16 protein-coding genes are annotated in these 16,641 nt (G+C 35.5%); 11 read left to right on the top strand and 5 right to left on the bottom strand.

The features are described from left to right. Positions 1-1,237: 1,237 nt before the first annotated feature. Positions 1,238-2,428 carry a phosphoglycerate kinase gene (locus EL165_RS15955; RefSeq protein WP_002982041.1) on the bottom strand — a complete coding sequence of 397 codons (1,191 nt, stop codon included), beginning with the start codon at positions 2,426-2,428 and terminating at the stop codon, positions 1,238-1,240. Between the two features lie 644 nt (positions 2,429-3,072). Here EL165_RS15955 and rpiB point away from each other — a divergent pair. The 9 genes from rpiB (at position 3,073) to tsaB (ending at position 10,775) form a co-directional block, all read left to right on the top strand. Then, the gene (rpiB, locus tag EL165_RS15950; RefSeq protein WP_002982040.1) at positions 3,073-3,507 is read left to right on the top strand and encodes a ribose 5-phosphate isomerase B; all 435 of its coding nucleotides are present in this window, start codon (positions 3,073-3,075) and stop codon (positions 3,505-3,507) included. A gap of 337 nt (positions 3,508-3,844) precedes the next feature. Then, entirely contained in the window at positions 3,845-5,998 is a 2,154-nt protein-coding gene (gene rnr / locus EL165_RS15945; protein ID WP_002982038.1) for a ribonuclease R, read from the top strand. A gap of 223 nt (positions 5,999-6,221) precedes the next feature. After that, complete coding sequence (locus EL165_RS15940; RefSeq protein WP_041461953.1) at positions 6,222-6,509, top strand: hypothetical protein; 288 nt, start codon at positions 6,222-6,224, stop codon at positions 6,507-6,509. Between the two features lie 279 nt (positions 6,510-6,788). After that, the gene (locus EL165_RS15935) at positions 6,789-7,475 is read left to right on the top strand and encodes a LysE family translocator (RefSeq protein ID WP_002982035.1); all 687 of its coding nucleotides are present in this window, start codon (positions 6,789-6,791) and stop codon (positions 7,473-7,475) included. Further along, complete coding sequence (locus EL165_RS15930) at positions 7,472-8,401, top strand: S66 peptidase family protein (protein ID WP_002982034.1); 930 nt, start codon at positions 7,472-7,474, stop codon at positions 8,399-8,401. The genes EL165_RS15935 and EL165_RS15930 overlap by 4 nt, the downstream gene beginning before the upstream one ends. Positions 8,402-8,442: 41 nt before the next feature. Beyond that, the gene (locus EL165_RS15925; RefSeq protein ID WP_041461997.1) at positions 8,443-8,814 is read left to right on the top strand and encodes a YraN family protein; all 372 of its coding nucleotides are present in this window, start codon (positions 8,443-8,445) and stop codon (positions 8,812-8,814) included. A gap of 42 nt (positions 8,815-8,856) precedes the next feature. Next, a complete protein-coding gene (locus EL165_RS15920) occupies positions 8,857-9,252 on the top strand; it encodes a tautomerase family protein (protein ID WP_002982032.1) in 396 nt (131 codons plus the stop codon). A gap of 11 nt (positions 9,253-9,263) precedes the next feature. Beyond that, on the top strand, positions 9,264-10,013 hold the full coding sequence (locus EL165_RS15915) for an SDR family NAD(P)-dependent oxidoreductase (RefSeq protein ID WP_002982031.1): 750 nt from the start codon (positions 9,264-9,266) through the stop codon (positions 10,011-10,013). Positions 10,014-10,094: 81 nt separating this feature from the next. After that, complete coding sequence (gene tsaB, locus EL165_RS15910; protein WP_002982030.1) at positions 10,095-10,775, top strand: tRNA (adenosine(37)-N6)-threonylcarbamoyltransferase complex dimerization subunit type 1 TsaB; 681 nt, start codon at positions 10,095-10,097, stop codon at positions 10,773-10,775. 17 nt (positions 10,776-10,792) lie between these two features. Here tsaB and porW read toward each other — a convergent pair whose 3' ends face one another. The 4 genes from porW to EL165_RS15890 form a co-directional block, all read right to left on the bottom strand. Further along, complete coding sequence (gene porW, locus EL165_RS15905) at positions 10,793-13,366, bottom strand: type IX secretion system periplasmic lipoprotein PorW/SprE (protein ID WP_002982028.1); 2,574 nt, start codon at positions 13,364-13,366, stop codon at positions 10,793-10,795. Positions 13,367-13,514: 148 nt separating this feature from the next. After that, the gene (locus EL165_RS15900; RefSeq protein ID WP_002982026.1) at positions 13,515-14,078 is read right to left on the bottom strand and encodes a Maf family protein; all 564 of its coding nucleotides are present in this window, start codon (positions 14,076-14,078) and stop codon (positions 13,515-13,517) included. Positions 14,079-14,086: 8 nt separating this feature from the next. Continuing rightward, complete coding sequence (locus EL165_RS15895) at positions 14,087-14,605, bottom strand: KdsC family phosphatase (RefSeq protein WP_002982025.1); 519 nt, start codon at positions 14,603-14,605, stop codon at positions 14,087-14,089. After that, positions 14,595-15,344, bottom strand: a complete 750-nt coding sequence (locus EL165_RS15890; protein WP_002982022.1) for a Rossmann-like and DUF2520 domain-containing protein — start codon at positions 15,342-15,344, stop codon at positions 14,595-14,597. Before EL165_RS15890 ends, EL165_RS15895 begins: the two co-directional genes overlap by 11 nt. Positions 15,345-15,526: 182 nt before the next feature. On the opposite strand from EL165_RS15890, the gene EL165_RS15885 reads away from it, so the two are divergent. Further along, the gene (locus EL165_RS15885; protein ID WP_002982020.1) at positions 15,527-16,078 is read left to right on the top strand and encodes an RNA polymerase sigma factor; all 552 of its coding nucleotides are present in this window, start codon (positions 15,527-15,529) and stop codon (positions 16,076-16,078) included. Between the two features lie 17 nt (positions 16,079-16,095). After that, entirely contained in the window at positions 16,096-16,638 is a 543-nt protein-coding gene (locus EL165_RS15880) for a hypothetical protein (RefSeq protein WP_002982015.1), read from the top strand. The last annotated feature ends 3 nt before the right edge of the window (positions 16,639-16,641 follow it).

Here is a 16,641-nt window from a genome sequence, read left to right as displayed (position 1 = left end):
CTAAAATAATTTTGGTTCATTGAACTCTCCATTGAAATTTAGTAAGGCTCTCCCCTACTCCATTTTAAAAATTCAAAAAACAATTCTTTTGTAAACGTATTCAGATTTGACTTTACTACCTGTAAATTTAATACAGTCTCAAAAAGTCAAAAAAAAACAAAAAAAATGGTTTTTACAATTTGAATTCGTACAAAAACAAGGATAATTTCCAATAAAAAATATAATAATGTAAAATAACTCATTTGAATATAGAAATGCAATTTTTGCTACATTAATGAAAGGCGATTTTTCAGTATACCTAATGAAAATTGCCAGACAGGCAAATATCCTCTATCTTTATATCTGTGTCCAATAGAAAATAACCGGAGATATAAGACAAATAAAATATAAAGCTCCCCTACTCCCTTATCTGAATTTTTAAGCAGAGCCTAACATCTTATTCCGGATTCATTTTAAATATAAAGAAAAATGATCATGCTGGAAATCTTTCAAAATAAAATTGCAGATCAAAACCTAAAAATCAGTAGAAGCAATTTGAAAGTACTATCAAAATAAAAAGTCAATACTAAAATATCTCAACATTTGTTTTAGAATTCATTCTTACTGCAAATTAGATAAATAACTTTATAACCTATTCATTTTAAATTACTTAATACTATATAAAAATTAAAATAAATTAAATAAAAATAGGTTTATTAATTGATAATCAATATAATACAACATACTCACACATATATGAAATAAAATAAATATAAATTACTTATAAGAAATACATTTAAATTATTTCCAGAAACAAATAAAGAATTGCTCTGTTTAAGGTTATGGATTATAAAATCAGGAATCAAAGTTGATCCTTTACAATAATTGATCAGGCTAATCTCACCCTAGAGCATATACCAGAAAAAAATCGCAATGAAAGCATAATAAATGTTTCTAAAAAATGGATCTTTCATTGACAACACTCTGGTGAAAATCGAGCCATATATTTTCAAAAAAAGCCAATAAACAACAGGAAGAAATTTTTGAAATTACAGAATTACAGAGAAAAATACAGACAAAGAAATTTCAATAGAACACAAATAATTGATAAAGAAATAAAAATGTCTTTATATAACCATAAGTTATATCTAAAATACATTAGAATTACCGATGAATAAAGGATTTTCTTCAGGTTACGGAGATAAAAAAAGCCTGCTAATATAATTAGCAGGCTTTAAAATATTTATTTTATTTTGTATTAATTGTTGATTGCAGCTACACCTGGTAACTCTAGCCCTTCAAGACTTTCAAGCATTGCTCCGCCTCCAGTAGAAACATAACTTACTTTATCAGCATACCCAAATTGCTTAACGAATGCAACACTGTCCCCACCTCCAACTAAAGAGAAGGCACCAAGCTTAGTTGCTTCAGCAATACTATCACCTAAGGCAACAGTTCCACCCGCAAAGTTTGACATCTCGAAAACTCCAATTGGTCCATTCCAAAGAATAGTTCTTGAATTTAACAATACATCATTGAACTGATCTCTAGATTTGTGCCCTGCATCAAGTCCCATCCATCCTTCAGGAATTGCATAGATATCAGCTTCTTTTCTTTCCGCATCATTACTAAAACTTTCAGCAATAATTGTATCAGACGGAAGATAAACTTTCACTTTATGCTCCTTAGCTTTACCCAAAATCTCTAGAGCTAAAGGAAGCTTGTCTTCTTCAACAAGAGAATTTCCGATTTTTCCTCCAAGAGCCTTAATAAAGGTAAATGCCATACCTCCTCCAATGATCAGATTGTCTACTGCCGGAAGTATATTTTCTATAATGGTAATTTTAGTTGAAACTTTAGATCCTCCTAAAATAGCTGTAACCGGTCTTTCACCACTTTTTAATACTTTATCGATTGCCTGAAGCTCCTTAGCCATCAGTAAACCGAAATATTTAGTTGATGGAAAATACTGTGCAATTACTGCTGTGGAAGCATGAGCCCTGTGTGCAGTACCAAATGCATCATTTACATAAGCATCTCCAAGCTTAGCAAGTTTCTCTGCAAAAGCAGCATCACCTTTCTCTTCTTCATTATGAAAACGTACATTTTCCAGCAACAAGATCTCTCCTGGTTTCAGTTCAGCTGCAGCCTGCTCTGCTTTTTCACCGATACATTCATCAACAAACTTTACTTCACGTCCTAAGACATTGGAAACTTCGCCTACTATATGTTTAAGAGAAAATTCATCTTTAACCTCACCCTTTGGTCTTCCCAGGTGGGTAATTAAGATGACAGAACCACCATCATTAAGGATCTTATCCACTGTAGGTTTTACAGCAACAATTCTTGTATTGTCTGTCACTTTCAGTTGATCATCCTGCGGAACATTGAAGTCCACTCTTACCAGAGCCTTCTTATCTTTAAAATTAAGATCATTGATTGTTTTCATAAATAGATTTATTTTTTTCTAAGCCTTATGAAACCGCCGTGCTCAAAATCCGTTCTAGCTTCCGGTAAAATCTCGCAAGAGCAATTTCATAAATTTCACTGAATTTTTGTTTCACAAATGTAAGGTTTTAAACTTTTTCAACACTTTGATTAAAATAAAAGTTTTCAAAAACTTTCCCCGAACCCAATCACCCATTAATCAACAATTTTTTCTCTTTTAAAAAAAAGAATAATGTAGTTGTTGTTGAGTGTTGTTAGTTTCGGGGATAAGTTTCAGGCTAAAAGTTGGTAACACTCAACTTTTATTCAATTCATATTTAACTCACAATATAAATCCTTGTAAACCCGCTGTTTCACACACTTATTAACAAATGTTGATAACTTTGAAATGATGCCATTCTTAGTTATTTTATTATGGAAAAGACTGGGGATAGCTGAAGAAAACATCTGGAAAGTTGTGGTTAAATTTTGCGGAAACGTTTTCTATTACGAAATAAATTGATCTTTAAAAATAGAAAGTTGATAAAAGTTTTCCACAGTTATTCACAGACCTTTTCACAATTAACTCCCGGTTTACTAACACGAATTGTTATTATTCTTACCTTTGTAAGGAAATAGAATCTAAAAAAGCTTAATAAGAGTATTATGAAAAGAAAAATTGCTGTTGCAGCGGACCATGCAGGCTATGAATATAAGGAGATTGTTAAAAACTACCTTTCAGAACATTTTGAAGTTCAGGATTTTGGAACGTTTTCCACAAACAGTGTGGATTATCCGGACTTTGTACACCCTGCCGCAACTTCTGTGGAAAACGGAGAAAATGAACTGGGAATTTTGTTCTGTGGAAGCGGAAACGGAGTTCAGATCACTGCCAACAAACATCAGAAAATTAGATGTGCACTTTGCTGGATGCCGGAGATTGCAACGCTGGCAAGACAGCATAATGATGCCAACATGATTTCGATACCGGCGAGATTTATATCAAAGGAACTGGCCATTGAAATTGTAGATAAATTTCTTTCTACAGACTTTGAAGGCGGAAGACACCAGAACAGAGTTGATAAAATTGCATTTTGCTAATATATAATAAGGCTTGTAAATCATTTACAAGCCTTATTTATTTTTTATTCGTACATTTGCAGTGTCCAATAGAAATAACACTCTATTATTCTCTAAAGCCTTTTTTATATTGGAAACATATTTAACAGAAGGTTTTTCTCTTTTCTTCTCCAGAATTGTATTAAATTTATACAAAACTAAAGCTCCCGTTGTTAGCAAACCGAAAGATAATTTCTGATGATATACGGAAAGAATCTATGATGAAATTGAATAACCTTATATAAGGAATAAAGGAAGATTTAGAAAAAGGTTTTATTTGAATTGAGATAAAACCAAACATTTAAAAAAGAAAATTAACATGCCAAAAAAAAGAAAATATATAAGTCATAAAAATGATTTAAAACTGATGGAGATCGGAAGACTGATCCTCCGTTTTATGAATGCAAATTCATCCAAAATTTATAATTATAAACAAATCGCTGATGGTATAGATTACAAAAATCCGAGACAAAGGGAACTTGTTATCCAGGCATTGCATAAACTTCAGGCATCTGAAAAGATCAAAGAAGTGGAGCGCGGGAAATATATTGTTAACCTGAAAATAGCAGGAACATTAACCGGAATTATTGACTTCAACCAAAGCGGAAATGCCTACGTAAGTGTGGAAGGAATGGAAGATGATATCTTCATTCATGCCAAAAATGTGAAGGATGCACTGCAGGGAGACAAGGTTCTTATTATAACTTATCATTATAAAGGAAAGAAGCTGGAAGGCTCAGTTCTTGAAGTTTTGGAACGTAACAGAACAGAATTTGTAGGGACATTTCAGAAGGTGGCTCACAAAGATTTCGGGTTTGTTGTTTGTGATAAGAAATCAATCAATACGGATATTTTTATTCCGAAGACCAAATTCAATAATGCGGAAGACGGAGATAAGGTGATCGTAAAAATGACAGAGTGGAAACCAGGGGATAAAAATCCTGAAGGTGAAATTATCCAGGTACTGGGTGCTCCGGGTGAGCATGAAACAGAGATCCACTCTATCCTTGCAGAATATGGTTTACCGTATGAATTTCCACAGGAAGTGGAAGCTGATGCAGATAAAATTGACAGAAGCATTACTGACGAAGAGGTGGCGAAGCGTTGGGATATGCGTAAAATATGCACTTTTACCATTGACCCTAAAGATGCCAAGGATTTTGATGATGCCTTATCTATAAGAAAACTGGAAAACGGAAACTGGGAAATCGGGGTGCATATTGCAGATGTATCTCATTATGTGGTTCCCGGGACTATTCTTGATGATGAAGCCTATCAGAGAGCTACTTCGGTATATCTTGTTGACAGGGTGGTACCGATGCTTCCTGAAGTATTGAGCAATGATGTCTGTTCCCTGCGTCCAAACGAAGATAAATATACTTTTTCAGCAGTCTTTGAACTGAATGATCAAGCGGAAATCCAGAAACAGTGGTTTGGAAGAACAGTGATCCACTCAGACAGAAGATTTACCTATGAAGAAGCTCAGGAACGTATAGAAACCGGAAAGGGAGATCTGGCGGAAGAGATCAATACGCTTGATAAGCTGGCAAAAATCATGCGTAATGAACGTATCAGAAAAGGGGCTATTACTTTCGACAGAAGTGAAGTAAGATTTAACCTGGATGAAAATAATGAACCGGTTGGGGTTTATTTTAAAATAAGTAAAGATTCCAATCACCTGATCGAAGAATTCATGCTTTTAGCCAACAAAAAAGTATCGGAATTCGTATCGCTGACAAGGAAAGGTGAAATCACCAACAATACATTTATTTACAGGGTTCACGATGATCCGGATCCTGCAAAACTGGAATCACTGAGAGACTTTGTAGCGACTTTCGGATATAAAATGAATCTTGCCAATACCAAAAAAGTGGCTGAATCTCTGAATAAGCTTCTTCATGATGTAAAAGGTAAAGGTGAAGAAAATATGATCGAAACGCTAGCTATGAGAAGTATGAGTAAAGCGGTATATTCTACAGAACCTATCGGGCACTACGGATTAGGATTTGAATACTACAGTCACTTCACCTCTCCTATCCGTCGTTATCCGGATTTATTGGCCCATCGTCTTCTCCAGCATTATCTGGATGGTGGAAAATCTCCAAACAGAGGTGAGCTTGAAGAAAAGGCAAAACACTGCAGTGCCATGGAAAGACTGGCCGCAGATGCGGAAAGGGATTCTATCAAATACATGCAGGTGAAATTCATGGAAAAACATTTGGGAGAAACTTTCAAAGGTGTGATTTCCGGCGTGGCAGAATTCGGATTCTGGGTTGAAATCCCGGAAAACGGAGCCGAAGGTCTGATCAAACTGAGAGATCTTGTTGATGATTCGTACATGTTTGACGCCAAAACACATGCTGTATATGGAGTAAGACATGGTAATAAATACCAGTTGGGAGACGAAGTTCAGATTAAAGTGGTGAAAGCCAATCTGATTCAGAAGCAGCTGGATTTCCAGATTGTGAAGTAATGACGAGAATAGATAAATACATTGTATTTAGTATTTTAAACGTAATATTATTGATAACAGTTATTTTTAACACTGTTATCAATTTTTTTCTGTTTGTACTTGTTATAATCATTCTTGTAGTCACATGTAATATTTTGATCAAAAGGAATATTATTAATATTGATAAACAAGGGAAGAATTACTTTTTTGGAGTTACATTTCCACAGATAATTAATGTTTTTTTTTGATAAACTATCTTACAGGAATGAATCCTACCAAAGAAACATACTGTTTTAAAAACATGATTTCAGAGGTTGGAAGTGTACGCAGCCATGAGAAAGGAAAGACAACTTACATCTATTTAAGCGGAAATGCATATGAATATTCTTATATGACAAGGAGTTTTCTCATTGATTATAAAAGAATGTTGTTTAAAAATCAGATCACTTACACCTTTGAACGAGGAATTTTTGGACTTAAAATCAGAAAAGACTTTGAGTTTGTTTTTAATGAAAATTGCCTGGAAAAATAAGTGTGATAAATCATCAGAAAAATATAATGCAAAAAGATTATTCTAATAAGGAACAATCTTTTTCTTTTTTAAGGAGGTAAAGGATGGGCTAAAATTATTTTGGGATCTGTTCGCATTTTGGACTGTGTATTCTTGCTCCTCTCCTATTTCGTAAAATTTTTATATTAAACTCTGATTAAAATCCACTTGATATATCACAACTTTATTGAATAATTAAATCATAAAGTCTAACTTTGTATTAAACGAAATGAATTTTTATTCATTTTAAAACACCACTTAATGCTAGAACTTGTACTATCTGCCATCATATTAGGATTTATGCTGAGCCTGGTTTTCATAGGACCTATTTTTTTCCTGTTAATTGAAACCAGCTTTTCCCGAGGGCCCAGACATGCCCTATCCTTAGACCTTGGCGTTATTACGGCAGATTTATTATGCATTGTTGCGGCGTACTATGCCAGTACAGATATTGTAACTCTGATAGACAAGCATCCCGGATTTTACAGGATTACTTCCATTCTTATTTTCATCTACGGAATTGTGATGCTGGTTACCAAGACCAAAATGCATATGCCTGGTGAAGAAAAGATCATTGGCCAGAATTATATCAAGACATTTTTCAATGGTTTTTTCTTTAATCTTCTCAATGTTGGAGTTATCCTTTTCTGGCTGGTAACGGTAATTTCCGTAAGGAATCAATATCCGGACACCAGCAGTTTTATTTTATACATCAGTATAGTGCTGGCCACTTACCTATCTATAGACCTTGCCAAGATATTTCTTGCCAAGCAGTTTCACGATAAATTAACACAAAAACTGGCCAACCAGATCAGAAGAGTGGTTGGCTGTATTCTTATTATCTTCAGTTTCTTTATTTTCCTGCAGAGTTTTAAAAAGTTCAACCAGTTTGACAGACAGCTGGAGGAAGCAGAAAAAAAAGAAGTAAAATATCAAAAAACAAAATGAAAAAAATGATCTTTCCGAAGTCTCTTAAAAAAGGAGACAAAATAGCTGTTATTTCCCCTGCAGGAGCCGTAGATGCCACACAATTGGAAAAAGGGATTGAAATGATTAAAAGTAGAGGTTTTGAACCCGTTCCGGGAGAACATCTTTACAGTAAATTTTCAAACGGATACAATTATGCCGGAACAGAAAAGGAAAGAATTAAAGATATCAACTGGGCTTTAAATGACAAAGAAATAAGAGCTGTATGGGCTTCCAGAGGAGGTTATGGATGTCAACACCTTGTTCAGCATCTGAAGCTGAAAAATTTTACAGAAAACCCGAAATGGTATATCGGTTATTCAGATAATACTGTAATTCAAAGTTACCTTTTGAAAAAAGGTTTCGCTTCTATCCATGGACAAACCATCAAAACATCAAGTTTTGGAGTTACGGATGAAAGCTATGATCTTATTTTCGGTATCTTAAAAGGAGAAATGCCTAAATACAGCCTTAAATCCCATCAATTTAATAAAGAAGGGAATATCAAAGGTGAATTGGTTGGAGGTAATTTAGCCCTGATCTATGCCCTTCTAGGGACCAGATATTCTTTTGATTTTAAAGACAAAATCCTGTTTATTGAAGATATTGGTGAAAATTTTTATGCTCTGGACCGTATGATTATGAGTCTGGAACTGGCAGGAGTTTTTAACAAAATTAAAGGACTCATTGTTGGCGGTATGACCAATATGGGAGATGAAAAAGAAAACGCAAGCTATGAAGAAAGCTTTGATGAGCTGGCTTACAAACTGATTTCTGACAGAATTTCAAAATATAAATTCCCTGTGGTATTTGCCTTCCCGAACGGGCATATTAAGGACAACAGGCCATTAATTATCGGAAGTGAGGTTAAGATGAAGGTTGATGATAAAGTAAGAATAGATTTTTAAGTAGTACCACTCTCCTATCTCCAGGCTCTTAAATAATGAATATGGCAAACCATAACGATTTTGGAAAAATGGCAGAGGATCTAGCTGTTGAATATCTTAAGAAATGTGGCTATAAAATCCTGGTCAGGAACTTTCGTTTTCAGAAAGCTGAGATTGATGTTATTGCTGAAAAAGATAATCAGATTATCGTTGTGGAGGTGAAAGCAAGATCCACAGATGCCTTTATGCTCCCTCAGGAAGCTGTCACCAAAACAAAGATAAAGTCTATTGTTTCTGCAGCCAATCATTATATGGAGGAATTTAATAAAGATAATGAAGTAAGGTTTGATATTATTTCCGTTCTTCCTGACGAAAACAAAAATTTAATAATTGAGCATATTGAAGACGCTTTTGAGGCGTTTGATGCCAATTAGATATGTATTATCTTTGAGTATAAAATAATTAAAATTTACTACATGCCCTTTGTAAGAATTAGCCTGCCTAAAACGCTGCAACACGAAGAGAAAGATCAGATTTCTATTTCTGTACATCAGGCTCTTATGGAAGAATTTAATATCCCGGCTGATGATTATTTTCATGTTATAGAAGAATTGGAATCACACCAGGTTAAATTTCCTCAAAGCTATCTTGACATCCCACATACAAAAGAAATTATCTTTATACAGATAACTGCAGGAAAAGGGAGAGATTTCGAAAAGAAAAAAAGATTATATGCTTCTATTGCAGAAAAAATAGCAGCATCAACAACGATTACAAAAAATAATATCATTATTGTGTTAACTGAGAATAACGGACAGGAAGACTGGTCGTTTGGAAACGGTGGAATACAGGGAGCAAAGCATATCATTTAAGAGATAAAAATATGAAGACAATATTGATCACCGGAGCTACTTCCGGTATAGGAAAAGCCACTGCCGAACTTCTTGCAAAACAAGGAAACAGAATCATTATTTGCGGAAGGAGAAGTGAAGTGCTGGAATCTGTAAAAACTGAACTTTCTCAATTTACCGAAATATTTAGTTTAAAATTTGATGTAAGAAATCTTAATGAAGTGGAATCAGCCATCAATTCTCTTCCGGAGAACTGGAAAGATATTGATGTTCTGATCAATAATGCAGGGAATGCCCACGGATTAGATCCGCTATCGGCCGGTAAAACGGATGACTGGGATTCTATGATAGACGGAAATGTAAAGGGATTACTCTATGTTTCCAAAATGATCATTCCAACAATGAAAACTAAAAATTTAGGTCATATTGTAAACATCAGTTCCGTAGCAGCAAGACAAACCTATGCGAATGGAGTAGTGTACTGTGCGACGAAGAAAGCAGTAGATGTTATTTCCGAGGGAATGAGACTGGAGCTTACTGAATTTGGTATTAAAGTAACCAACATTCAGCCGGGCGCTGTAGAAACGGATTTTTCTTTGGTAAGATTCAAGGGAGACAGTGAGAGAGCTTCAACAGTGTATGCCGGCTATGAGGCTCTGAAAGCGGAAGATATTGCAGACTCAATTGCCTACTGTGTGAATGCTCCGAAGCATGTTACCATTTCAGACATGACGATCTATCCAAGTGCACAGGCTGAACCCAGAACGATTTATAGAAAATAGTCCAAAATAATGGAGTAAATTTGCAGAAGATTAAAAGCGGTTTGCCTTTTGTAATTTTGCAATTTAGTTTAAAAGAAAAAAATGAAAATTCTATATCTGGAAACATCATCCAAAAACTGTTCAGTAGCAGTTTCAGATAATGAGAAGCTGTTATGCCTTTGTGAAGAAGTTTCCGAAAATTATAAACAGTCCGAAAGTTTACACACCTATGTTGAATGGGCATTGGAAGGAGCAGGTATTTCTCTTAAAGAGATTGAGGCGGTTTCTTTAGGAAAAGGTCCGGGATCCTACACTGGTTTAAGAATAGGTGCTGCTTCGGCAAAAGGATTTTGTTACGGACTTAAAGTCCCTCTTGTAGCTGTTAATTCTCTTGAAAGCATGATAGAGCCGTTTTTAGGCGATAACTACGATCTCATAGTGCCTTTAGTCGATGCAAGGAGAATGGAGGTTTATACGGCCGTTTATGACGGTAAAACAGGGAAGGAGTTATCGGAGACAGAAGCTAAGATTTTAGATGAAGCTTCATTTGAAGAATTCAAAGATAAAAAAGTTCTGTTTGTAGGGGATGGTGCTAAAAAAGCAAAAGAGATTCTGAATCTTCCTGATGCTGTTTTTAAAGAAGATGTTTATCCTTCTGCACAATATCTGATCAGAAAGACACTGGAAAAGATAGAACAAAAAGAATTTGAAGACATGGCTTACTTTGAGCCTTTTTATCTCAAAGATTTCCATGGAGTAAAGAAAAAGAAAAGCGAAGAATAAATCTTCGCTTTTTTATTTTATTGAGGTCTTGGTGGTATTTTCGACCCTGATTTCGTTTCGTTTGCTTTCTTTGGATTTTGCTGCCCGGGACTTGATTGCGGAGCCGTATTATTCATATTAGGATTCTGGCCACTGTCCAGCTTCTGGATTTTCCCGCTATTCATTTGTGGAATACCCGTATTCTGGGCATTAGGCTGTACAGGAACTCCTGATGGCTGCTGAGGAATAGCATTTCCTTTATTATCCGTTGCCTGGAAACTCAGGTCGCTTTTCAGGTAATTCAGCATTTCTTTCGCTCTCACACCTTCCGGTGTTTTGGAATAGTTCAGGGCAATCTGTTCAAGCTGAAGAATCATTACTTCCTTACCACTGGATTTCCCGGCATTGAAGGCATTCAAAAGGTAGAGTTTAGGAACCAGCGCATCCTTCGGGAACTTCTGGATGGTCTGATCAATGACATCTTTACTTTCCGTAAACTTTTCCGACTCAAACAGGGCATATGCCTTTTTATATTCGTTTTCAACTTCTTCAGTTGATTTTACAAATGACTTATTTTTAGGATTTCTTGCAAACTCGGCATAAGAAGTATAAGGATAATCCGCTAACAGAATTTGTTTTGCTCTTTCAGAAGCCTGAGGATTTTTTTCATAATTCATGGCAAAAATCTCATACAATGCCTGTAACATTACCTTTTCTTCCGGCTTTACATCTACAAGGTCATAAAGCGTTTTAGTCGCCAGGGGAGTGTTAGTAAAATAGTTCTGATACATAATACCAAGTCCCAGTGAAGCGGTATCCCTGTCCTTTTTTAACTGGGATAATTTACCCTGATCAGTAGGAATCTGTTCGATATAATAAGCAGGCTCAAAACGTCTTGGATTAGGTGCTGAAGTAACTCCCAAAGCTTCATTCTTCATATCTTCAATAGACGCCATCTTCTTGGAAGAACGCCAGTTGTCAGCAAGAGCACGGTCTCCCCAGATCTGCTTAAATGAAGAAGTTCCTTTGCTTACAGTTCCTGTATTGCTGAAGTAGAAGCCTTTTGTCGTTACCCCAAAATCTTCAAAAGAATTACCACTGTTGGCAAAAACAGAATTGGCGCTGTAATCTCCAGTATCAAAACCTTTACTTCTTTCAGCACGTCTTCTTTCCTGTTCCGCCTTTTCTTCTTTGATCTTTAATTTTGCAATATATTTTGTGAAATAATCGGTCTTCTGAGCATCATCCATTCTTGCCAGAGAAAGAATACTGTCATTCTTTTTGATCAGATAGTAGTTTTTGGAAATCTTTTTAATGTATTCGGACTGGTCTTTCAATAAGATTTTTGAAGGCTCATAAGTCATTACTGCCAATGCGGAATCGTAATAACTTCCTGCCCCGATATAATCATTCTTATCCAGGTAGTTTTTCCCTATTTCATAATAAGTCAGTCCACGGATCTGGGGATCAGAAACTTTCTCAAACAGTGATTTTCTGAAGAATTGCTGAGCTTCATCTTTTTTCCCAGCCTTATTAGCCATGAGACCTAAGGCATAGTAAAATTCATTCTTTCTGGAACCATAAGTTCCTTTCTTACTTATTCCTTCCAGATAATTCTTCGCGCCGGCATAGTCTCCTTTACCGTTAAAAGTTTTGGCAATTGCAATCTGTGATTTTACTTCAAATTCGAAATCATTGGCATATTTGTATGCAGCAGCGTAGCTTTCTCTTGCCTTATCATTCTGGTTTAGATTTTCATAAACCTGGCCTCTCAGATACGCGATTCTACTTTTCAGTTTTCTGTTGTTATTCAGTTCAAAAGCATTGTCAAGTTCCCTGGCAGCCTCTTCTTTTTTTCCTGCATCAAGCAAAGATTCAGAATAGTAAATACTCAGGAGCTTTGCATAGCTTTTATTAATATCGTCTCCCTTCAGTTTTGCAAAAGTTTCATGCGCTCTGTGATAATCCTTGATCTTATCATAAGCAAGCCCCTGATAAATTCTTGCCAGTGCAATCCTTTTATCATCTTTCATATGCGTAAAGACATAATTAAGCGCATCAAGTGCTTCCAGGGATTTACCACGGTAAATTCTTGCCTGGGCAAGGATCATATAGGCATCAAAAATCTGTTTGTTTTTCTCTTCACCATTTCTGGTTACCGAATATTTATTAATAGCTTTTAAAGCTTTTGCTTCTGCAATTTCAAGGGTAGTAGCGCCTTTGCTCTCCTCACCGTCAGGTCTTGATGGTCCGCTTCCCGGAGGCCCGCCAGGAATATTAGGAACTCCCGAATTGCCTCTTCCCGAAGGTCTGTTGGCTACTTCAGCCATCTTCATAGAATTTTCTGCAAAAGCTTCAGTCTGTCCAAGGTCACTTCCCAAAGGCTGTTCTTCGTAAGTCAGAATAGGAATATAAGGTGCATAGAAATTATCCTTATGTCCTTTGTCTCTGGTTGTAAATTCACTGTTTAATGCATCTTTCGCATTAAAAAGAGTATTATAATATGTGGAAAATCCTTTCAATACTCTTGAACGCTGCTCCGGCTTTTTTGTTTTGGTAGCACAGGAAGCAACAAGGCATATGACTAAAAGGAATAATATATTCTTTTTCATTATTCAATATAACTCGCTAATCTGCTTTTTATTATCAGCAGTTTGATGATTTTGTAAAAATAATAAAATTTTATAATGAATAATATTTATATTTCCTGCGGAAATATTTTATTCTTCTTTAACAGATATCCGGAATCCTGAAAAACCTTTAAATCAATGCGGTTTCTTTCAAAATTTTGTAAACGAGATGAGTAGGAAGCCCCATAATCGTATAAAAACTTCCTGTAAGACTTGTGATCTTTGCCATTCCAAGCCATTCCTGAATACCGTAGCTTCCCGCTTTATCGAAAGGCTTGTAATTTTGAATATAATAGTTAATTTCTTCATCTGTAAGCACATCCAGTGTCACATCGGCTACATCGGTTTCTGTAAAAGACTGATTGGCAGTTTTGATGGTAATTCCTGTATACACCTGATGCGTTCTTCCTGAAAGGCTCTGGAGCATTTGAAAGGCATCCGCTTCATCTTTAGGCTTACCAAGAATCTGATGATCAATAGCTACTACGGTATCGGCAGTAAGAAGAACTTCATCCGCTTCCAGACTTCTAAAGGCATCTGATTTTAAATCAGAAAGATAAGCTGCGGCTTCTTCTATTTTAATGTGCTGAGGAAGTATTTCTTCACAATCTATTTTGACAACTTCAAATTCAAAACCAAGACTGGAAAGTAGCTCTTTTCTTCTTGGGGATTGTGATGCTAAAAGTAATTTCATGCCGTTAATTATACAGATTGGGTATTATCATCATGCCAGTTACCCTGAACTTTCATCACCTGTTCTATCACGTCACGAACCGCTCCGGTTCCTCCTTTTTTAGGAGAAATATAATCAGAGATTCCTTTTACCTCAGGAACTGCATTTTCAGGGCATGCAGCAATAGCTGAACTTTCCATAATATGAATATCCGGAAGATCATCACCCATAGTTAGAATTTCCTCATTTTTAAGATTGTATTTTTTCTTAAAATCTTCAAAATCAACTATTTTGTTGTGGGATTTCGGATAGTAATCCTGAATTCCAAGGTAATTGATTCTGTGTTTTACCATTTCATCATTTCCTCCCGTAATAACACCAATCAGATAATTATTTTTTAATGCCTTCACTACAGCATAACCATCCAGTACATTCATTACCCTGCACATATTTCCTCCGGGAAGCAGATATACACTTCCGTCTGTGAAAACTCCGTCAACATCAAATACAAATGCCTTAATATCTTTTAATTTCTCTTTATAGCTCATACATTTTCTGAATAGAATGATTCATTGTTTTATAAATCTCAAGACTCTCGTCCTTTAATAACTGTTCATGCAGCTGTAAAATCCTGACATCATTTCTTACGGCAGGTCCGGTTTGTGCTTCTTTAGGCTCAATTGTATGGATTTTCTGAACCGTTTCATCAATCAGCGGTAAGAAATAATCAAACGGAATTTCTTGAGAGTCTGAAATTTCCTTGGCCCTTGAAAAAAGGTGATTCACAAAATTGCAGGCAAAAACAGCCGTCAGATGAATATATTTTCTTTTTTCATGAGTACTTTCCATTACCCTTTCTGAAATTTTTGAAGCAAGATCCAACAACAGTTTTTGGTCTTCATCATTTTCAGCCTCTACAAAAAACGGAATTTTCTCATATTCAAGTTCTTTGGATTTTGAAAAGGTCTGTAAAGGATAGAAACTGGATTTCCGGTATTCGCCGGCAAGAATTTCCTTAGGAAGAGATCCTGAAGTATGCGCAACCAGAAAGTCTTTTCCGGGTATGATCTTTGAAACTTCTTCTACAGAGTGATCACTTACACAGATGATATAAAGATCTGCCTTTTCCAGATGATCTGTGGAATAAGGAATGTTTAATTCTTCGGAAATTTTACTTAATTCTTTTTCGTTCCTCCCAAATAGCTGGGCCACGGGAATACCTTTCAAAGTGAAAGCTTTTGCCAGATGATAGGCAACATTTCCGGAACCGATAATTACAATTTGCATATAACAAATATAAGATTTTAAGCCGAGCCGGGAAAGGAAGATCACTGTGAAAATCCTGTACTTCAATACAGGCACGTTTATTGCGTAAGTGTCTCATAATATTTTTAATATTTAAATTGAAAATTGAATAATTAATTTAACTTTCAGTTATTTTTGTAATCCAAAACAATGTAAGGCATCTTATGAAGATTAAGGACGCGGAAATTATTTCGTTGATGCAGAATCCACGGACCCAGGATAAAGGTGTCCGTGCCTTGATGGATGCCTATCAAAGCAGATTGTACTGGCACATAAGAAGAATTATTGTGGACGGAGATCTTGCACAGGATACTTTGCAGGAAACTTTTATTAAAGCTTATCAGAATTTTCATCAGTTCAAAAATGATAGCCAGCTGTATACCTGGTTGTACAGAATTGCTACCAACGAGGCACTACAGCAGGTCAATAAAATGAAAAAGATGCAGAAAACTGATGAAGACCCGGATTATCACATGCAGAATCTTGTAGCAGATAATACAGATGATGATGCTGAAGAAATACAGATTTTACTGCAGAACGCTATACAGAGCCTGCCTGAGAAGCAGAAACTGGTATTTATGATGCGGTATTATGATGATTTGCCTTATGAAGAAATATCAAAGATTGTAGATATGTCGGTAGGGACTTTGAAAACGAATTATCATTATGCCAAACAGAAAATAGAAGATTATATTAAAGAAAATTACGAAAAATAATTTTTGATCCAACAAAGATGAAAGAGTTCGACATAGAAAAATTAGAACGTAAAAACATTTACACAGTTCCTGAAAATTTATTCGAAAATATTCAGGAGAGCGTTATGAATGATATAAAGACAAGTAAAAAAGCACCTGTCTTTAAGCTGAACTGGATGTATGCAGCTGCGGCATCACTGGCTTTGATCTTTGGAGCAACTTTTGTTTTTAATTCAGATAACGATTCTACGGAACAAATACTGAACTCCAAAACAACGTATGTGGCCAATAACGGAGAGCCCAAAACAGAAAGTGAACTCGCCTATGAAACTTTAAAATCTGATTTAACTTCTGTTGAAAATAATAATCAAACAGTTGAAAATCAAAAAAATAACAATTCGTACGCTTCAAAAAGCGTTCACGAAACTGAAAAAACAACAGAGACACCAAAACCGGTGAAAACTGTAAATAAAAAAGAAGAAACACGAATGAATGACTATCTGGATTCGTTTTCTAATTCTGAAATTGCAGAATTAGCAAGTAATTCGACCCAGGACGTTTATTTGGATATTTATAATTAAAAG

It is taken from the genome of Chryseobacterium gleum (assembly GCF_900636535.1).
Classification (GTDB): Bacteria; Bacteroidota; Bacteroidia; order Flavobacteriales; family Weeksellaceae; genus Chryseobacterium; species Chryseobacterium gleum.
This window is presented reverse-complemented; position numbering and strand designations above follow the sequence as displayed.

Bases quoted from the DNA above. Each gene is read 5' to 3' on its own strand.
- tsaB (WP_002982030.1), top strand. From the start codon at position 10,095: ATGAAAATTCTATATCTGGAAACATCATCCAAAAACTGTTCAGTAGCA.
- EL165_RS15930 (WP_002982034.1), top strand. From the start codon at position 7,472: ATGAAAAAAATGATCTTTCCGAAGTCTCTTAAAAAAGGAGACAAAATA.
- EL165_RS15925 (WP_041461997.1), top strand. From the start codon at position 8,443: ATGGCAAACCATAACGATTTTGGAAAAATGGCAGAGGATCTAGCTGTT.
- rpiB (WP_002982040.1), top strand. From the start codon at position 3,073: ATGAAAAGAAAAATTGCTGTTGCAGCGGACCATGCAGGCTATGAATAT.
- EL165_RS15915 (WP_002982031.1), top strand. From the start codon at position 9,264: ATGAAGACAATATTGATCACCGGAGCTACTTCCGGTATAGGAAAAGCC.
- EL165_RS15880 (WP_002982015.1), top strand. From the start codon at position 16,096: ATGAAAGAGTTCGACATAGAAAAATTAGAACGTAAAAACATTTACACA.
- EL165_RS15890 (WP_002982022.1), bottom strand. From the start codon at position 15,344: ATGCAAATTGTAATTATCGGTTCCGGAAATGTTGCCTATCATCTGGCA.
- EL165_RS15955 (WP_002982041.1), bottom strand. From the start codon at position 2,428: ATGAAAACAATCAATGATCTTAATTTTAAAGATAAGAAGGCTCTGGTA.
- EL165_RS15935 (WP_002982035.1), top strand. From the start codon at position 6,789: ATGCTAGAACTTGTACTATCTGCCATCATATTAGGATTTATGCTGAGC.
- EL165_RS15895 (WP_002982025.1), bottom strand. From the start codon at position 14,605: ATGAGCTATAAAGAGAAATTAAAAGATATTAAGGCATTTGTATTTGAT.
- EL165_RS15885 (WP_002982020.1), top strand. From the start codon at position 15,527: ATGAAGATTAAGGACGCGGAAATTATTTCGTTGATGCAGAATCCACGG.
- EL165_RS15900 (WP_002982026.1), bottom strand. From the start codon at position 14,078: ATGAAATTACTTTTAGCATCACAATCCCCAAGAAGAAAAGAGCTACTT.
- rnr (WP_002982038.1), top strand. From the start codon at position 3,845: ATGCCAAAAAAAAGAAAATATATAAGTCATAAAAATGATTTAAAACTG.
- porW (WP_002982028.1), bottom strand. From the start codon at position 13,366: ATGAAAAAGAATATATTATTCCTTTTAGTCATATGCCTTGTTGCTTCC.
- EL165_RS15920 (WP_002982032.1), top strand. From the start codon at position 8,857: ATGCCCTTTGTAAGAATTAGCCTGCCTAAAACGCTGCAACACGAAGAG.